The following is a 5,830-nucleotide window of genomic DNA, read 5'->3' as shown; positions in this document are numbered from 1 at the left end:
CAATGTCTTGAGTTTGCCGATAATGTCACCGCCCTAGCGCTAGATTATAATCATCACCTCACATTGTCCTCTTGCGCCAATGAAAAATTACAAAGCTATTTTGGTCATCAACTGCCAGAGTCATTAGCTGATACAAAATTTGATAGCGTCATTATTTACTTTCCCAAAGCAAAACCGTTAATGGGTTATTTACTGCAACTGGCTGCACAGCATTTGAATGTTGACGGCCAATTGATCATTGTGGGTGAAAATAAAGGTGGGATTAAATCGATTGCAAAACTCACACCTGATTATTATTCGCAGCCAATCAAACAAGATAATGCCCGCCACTGCTTGGTATATGTCAGTTATTTAATCCAAGCAGCACCAACGCTATCGATAAGAGATTGGGTAAGCCAATATTCACTAGAGACTCCACAGGGAACACTGCAAATTTGTAATGCTGTCGGTGTTTTCAGCGAGAAACGTCTTGATCAGGGTACCGATTTACTGCTGTCACATTTACCGGATAACTTACGCGGCAGAGTACTCGATTTTGGTTGTGGTGCTGGGGTCATTACAGCTGCGCTGCTAAAAGCCAATCCAGAGTTAACCATTGAGTGCATTGATATCAATGCAATGGCGTTACTCTCATGTGAATTAACCCTAGCAGCCAATAGTATGCAAGCAAAGGTCTATCCTTCTGATGGATTTAATCAAATCACAGGCAAGTTCGATGGCATTATCTCCAACCCGCCGTTTCATGATGGGTTAACCAGCACGACAGATATTGCTACACAATTTGTCCAGCAAAGTGCCATTAGGCTAACATCAAATGGCATATGGCAAATTGTCGCAAATCGTCATTTACCTTATTCAGAGACTATAGCGACGCATTTTGGCAAAGTGAATGTGGTAGCAGAAAACAATAAGTATAAATTGTATCTCCATCAACGATAATTCCAACAACGCGACTCAGCTTCACTTATAAGCGACAAAGCTAGCTTACTGCTGGAAATGCAGATTAATATCAGCTAAATTGGCTCAAAGGCAAAATAACGCACATTTTCGGATTCATTTCGTTGGTATTCTATTTGCCTCTTATGACCTGATATAAAAATAAAAACAAAGGATGTTATGCTAGAGCCTTCACTCGTCGCACTAAGTGCAGATAAAAATAAAGTGGAATTACGTATAATTCCCAATACTCACGGCCCTGTGTCAGAAGAGGATATCAACGCCTTACTCACACAGGCTGCTTTTGCTATGCTTTTTCCTATTACCCCAGCAATTACTAAAGCTGTAGCGGAAGTTAATGCCCTTTGCGGTCAAAACCCTGGGGATCACGAACTATTTTTCGCCATTGCAGAGCGCAAAGACGGTGTAGTGAATATCAGTGTCAGCGACGATAAAATGCAAGCCAGCATGAAAATCACTTCTGCTTGGGGCGGCAAAGATATCACCCTACCAGATGTGCTTAATACCCTTAAAAATCAAAAAATAAAAATGGGATTGAGTAAACCTAAAATCATGGCACTCATGCAACGTTTGTCGATATTGCCACCAGGAGAAAGCTGTGAAGGCATCATCGCCTGCGGCAAAGCGGCCGTTAACGGCGAAAATGCGATATTAACCCGTAAAGTTGCTTTAGCTCGTGAGCGCTTATTACAACCACAAGAACGTGAAGATGGCTCAGTCGATATGCGTAATTTAGGCGCATTGATTACCGTTAAGCCCAACGATGTCTTGATGGTTAAAAACCCTTCAACCATCGGTACCCCTGGTTTTAATGTTCACGGCGATGTACTGCAACAAATTCCAGGTAAAGATAAACCAATGGAACCTGGCACAGGCACCAGCTTACACCCTAAAGATCAACATAAACTCATCGCAACAGTGTCAGGTCAACCGGTTGAAAATCGCAACGGTATGCAAGTTGACGATATGCTGCAAATTAAAGATGTAGACGTGCGCTATGGTCACGTTAATTTTAAAGGCAGTGTTTTAATCACCGGCGATGTACACGAAGGTATGGAAGTAAAAGCTAGCGGTGACGTGACCGTGATGGGCTTTGTTGAGTCTGCTTCTATTGAAGCTCAAGGTGATGTCATTGTCAGCAAAGGTGTTATTGGCCGTTTAATTAAAGAGCACGAACTCAGCACCAAAATAAAAGCTACCGGACAAATTTGTGCCCAGTTTGTGCAGTATTCCCATTTAGAGGCTCTCGGTAATATTCTGGTCACCAAGCAGTTACTTCACAGTAACTCAACATCAGGTGACACTATAACCGTGAGTGATCCACAAGGAAGACGTGGCGACTTAGTCGGCGGTATTGCTACTGCAGCAAAAGGCATTAGAGCCATTGCATTTGGAGCGACTGCCGGCACCAAAACTGAGCTGTTTTGTGCCATGCATCAAGGTGAATTAAAGCAAGAGCTTAAAGAATTAGATGACAGCATTAAAGGCATGGTTGTTGCGGGCTTAGAAATTGAAGCAAGATTACGTAAATTACCGCCCAAAACCGAATGGCAAAGCGATGCCGGCATGATTGAGCAAGTCAAAATGATGCTCGATCAAAAAAATCAAATGGCAGAAGAACGCATTAAAGAAGAAGTAGAATACACTCAACATCTTAACGAAGTTGAAGGCTACTATAATAATTACGTCATCAAAGCTGAAAAACATATTTTTACCAACGTCGAAATTCATATAGGTGCTGCATTTAATCGCAGCCAACGTGAACATGGTCCGTGTATTGTAAAAAACGTCAATCAAGAAGTATCATTCGATTACAGTAATCGCTAGCTATTAGTGGATTAGGTAAATCAAATGTGGATAAACAGGTAACTATGCAACAAATAAATTGGCCAGCCATACTGCAGTTTGATCAAGATGATGAGCTCATGTATCTGGTTAACTATCAGGATTGGTTGGGCTTTATTTGTGCCTACCAATTTACTGTACACGCCGAAGATAAACTTATCGACAATGCTGGCCATGTGTATAGCATCCAAAAACATCCACCCCAGGATCCCTCCGTGGCAGAACTGCCTGCACTGGTTAAACTGAGTCAAGATATGAGCGTGTTACAGTTACTACCCCTTGTGCGCCAATATGGTCAGTTTCAAGGGCATTGCTGCAGTGCAAAAATAGTCTTTACCACCATTGAGCAAGGCATTGCGACTGTGGCTGAATTAGAACAGCTTTATTAGCAACGTATTCAGTCTGAAAATTTACATAATACTTCCTTTTAGCATTACCTACCTTTAACTGACTAACAACGGGCTCATGTTTAATACTTAACCTGAACTCAATCATAAAGCCAAGCTAATGATTAACGAATATAATTGACGAACCCATTGAGCAACACACATAGCTCTGGCAAAATGCCCCCATGCTCACCGTCCATAAACCCTGAGAATCCTTAATGGAATTACTAAATATTGAATGTCTAGGTAAACGTCTGCGACTCGAAGGCTCGATTGCGGGTTGGCAGCAACTTTATTGGGATAATCAACTGGTATCGCAAAAGTCTGCAAGCGCTAGTGACCAAGCCTTTCATATCCATTCATTTGAACTGACTACTCAAACATCGGTACCGACTGAAACAAATATCAACAACGACAACCCCGTTAACCCCAATATTGGTTCACTACCGGTACGATTAGAAATCGATGTTAACTGGCAACCATTTCAACTGGATTATTGTTTATTAATAGATGATGAATCCATAACCCAAGGCCAACGCACCGTTGAAGATATTGAGCGTCAAACACCTGAAATTGCAGCAGTAAAAAATCAAAAGCTCAGTGTTGTTGGGCTGGCATCATTAGGTTTTAAGCTACTAAAAAGTGCCAAGGTGGTTAAGGTCCTTTTTGCTGGAGCCAGTGTAGCGGCCTATTCTTGGTTATTTTCATTTGAATTTGCCTTAGCTCTCATCGGTTGCTTAGTATTTCATGAATATGGTCATATTCGAGCGATGAAACATTTCGGCATGAAAACCAAAGGGATCTATTTAATCCCTTTTGTTGGCGGCTTAGCGCTAAGTGATGAACGCATCAACACCCGCTGGCAAGATGTGTATATTTCGATTATGGGCCCCACTTTTGGACTCATTTTATCGATTATCTCACTAGGACTTTATTGGCTAACCGGTAACGTATTCTTTGCTGGGTTAGCGGCATTCAATGCACTGCTAAATCTGTTTAATTTACTGCCCATTTTACCTCTCGATGGCGGGCATATTTTAAAAAGTATCAGCTTTTCGATGAATAGTGTTGTCGGTCTAGTTGCTTGTATTGCTGGTGCCGCTATCGGTGTGTTCATTAGCTATAGCTTAGGGCTAGCCTTACTTGGCTTTTTGTTACTGATCGGCAGTGTAGAAATTGTATTTGAATGGCGCGGTCGTCATCAAAGTCATTTATTGCCGCTAGATCGTTACGGGCAAATTTTCTCTACAGTATGGTATTTGCTCACGGTAGCAAGTTTAGTGGGTATTATTTGGTATTTTGCTGCTTCTGGCGACGAAATGTTAGCGATTCCGCTGCAGATTTTAGGCAGTTAATTGTAATTTACACATCTACAAAAACGCCTGCAATTGCAGGCGTTTTTGTTTTACTTAGCCAAAGCTATTAATCAACTAGGTTGTAATGGAAACACATTAGTCATCACCTTATACAACTCCGTTCCTTGAAGTACCGATGCTGAAGCAAAGTGCAAAATAGGCACGCAATCCATGGGTAAACTAATGGCTTGGTAAGCCTGCTCAGAACCATACAAGTCTATGCGTAAAATGTTCACTAAAGGTTTACCAGCTGTTAATGGTTCGCCAACACTCGCACAATATTCAATTAAGCCAGCTTTAGGTGCATGAAACTTCTTATAATCCTTCAAGTAACACCCAAACCTTTCCATACTGGCTGGATTAACTTTTTCAGCAATCACGCCGCGGTGACTTAAATAAGCCAATATGCCTTTGGCATCCTCTAACGCATCTGCTAAATCAATCCGTTCTTGGCTTGCAAGCTCTAAGGTAAATGCTGACACAGGTACGGAAAATTCTCGGCCTTGACTGGTCGCATACTCGGTTAATTGCCACCAAGGGCAAAAGGTCGCTTCATCCATCGCGCCGCCAAAGCTATTGGGGATAATCAATGTATATGGAATCGAAAAAAATCTTGCCGCATCAATATCATACTCGGGGCAGTATAAATGTTTGCATGATTTAGGGCCGGTATGCAAATCAAGCACGATGTCTGCTTGGTGTGCCATAGCCTGTAAATTTACCGCTAACCTATGACCTGTTGAAATCCCAAAAGAATGAGTTAGACGCGCCTGGCAATTTTTTACCAACATTGAACGATAGGCGCAAAACAGTTCACTATTGGTTAAATGTTGGTGCTCGGCATACCAATTTTGAATATCGACGTTGTGATCAAAATACTCGCGGTTCCAATTAACCCCTGTAATGGGATCAAAACGCCCTAAAGTAAACTCACCACTCTTTTGATTAATTCCTAAAGGATTGGCTAAGGGTGCAAGCGTAATATCACCTAAAACCTGATAACCTTCCAACAAGGTCATCAGTTGATAAATTACCGCATTACCCTGCACTTCTGCGCCATGAACATTGGCCTGAATATACACACTCGGCGCTGAATTTTCACTACCCATGAATGAATATATTGGAACGGTCAATGCTTGCCCTGTCGCCAGTTCTCCAACTTGAACTGACGATTGTATTGCTTTAGTCATATGATGATACCAATCTCATTAAATATCTGGTCAGTTCAGAGTCTCTCAGGTTTTTCAATTCAAGGCGCATTGATGTAGAAATGGCTGTTCCCTTTTA

5 protein-coding genes are annotated in these 5,830 nt (G+C 41.8%); 4 read left to right on the top strand and 1 reads right to left on the bottom strand.

Going from position 1 to position 5,830, the window contains the following annotated elements:
• From CXF78_RS11840 to CXF78_RS11825, 4 genes are all read left to right on the top strand, one after another.
• On the top strand, positions 1–939 hold a 939-nt coding region (locus tag CXF78_RS11840), incomplete at its 5' end, for a class I SAM-dependent methyltransferase (protein WP_102036904.1).
• 177 nt (positions 940–1,116) lie between these two features.
• Positions 1,117–2,784, top strand: a complete 1,668-nt coding sequence (locus CXF78_RS11835) for a DUF342 domain-containing protein (protein ID WP_102036903.1) — start codon at positions 1,117–1,119, stop codon at positions 2,782–2,784.
• Between the two features lie 26 nt (positions 2,785–2,810).
• Entirely contained in the window at positions 2,811–3,191 is a 381-nt protein-coding gene (locus tag CXF78_RS11830) for a DUF4144 domain-containing protein (protein WP_102036902.1), read from the top strand.
• 215 nt (positions 3,192–3,406) lie between these two features.
• Positions 3,407–4,543 carry a site-2 protease family protein gene (locus CXF78_RS11825; protein WP_102036901.1) on the top strand — a complete coding sequence of 379 codons (1,137 nt, stop codon included), beginning with the start codon at positions 3,407–3,409 and terminating at the stop codon, positions 4,541–4,543.
• A 71-nt stretch (positions 4,544–4,614) separates the two neighbouring features.
• Here the strand turns inward: CXF78_RS11825 and CXF78_RS11820 are convergent, their stop codons facing one another.
• Positions 4,615–5,733, bottom strand: coding sequence for a succinylglutamate desuccinylase/aspartoacylase family protein (locus CXF78_RS11820; protein ID WP_102036900.1), 1,119 nt, complete (start codon positions 5,731–5,733; stop codon positions 4,615–4,617).
• Positions 5,734–5,830: the final 97 nt, after the last annotated feature.

It is taken from the genome of Shewanella sp. 11B5, assembly GCF_002836795.1.
Lineage (GTDB): Bacteria > Pseudomonadota > Gammaproteobacteria > Enterobacterales > Shewanellaceae > Shewanella > Shewanella frigidimarina.
This window is presented reverse-complemented; position numbering and strand designations above follow the sequence as displayed.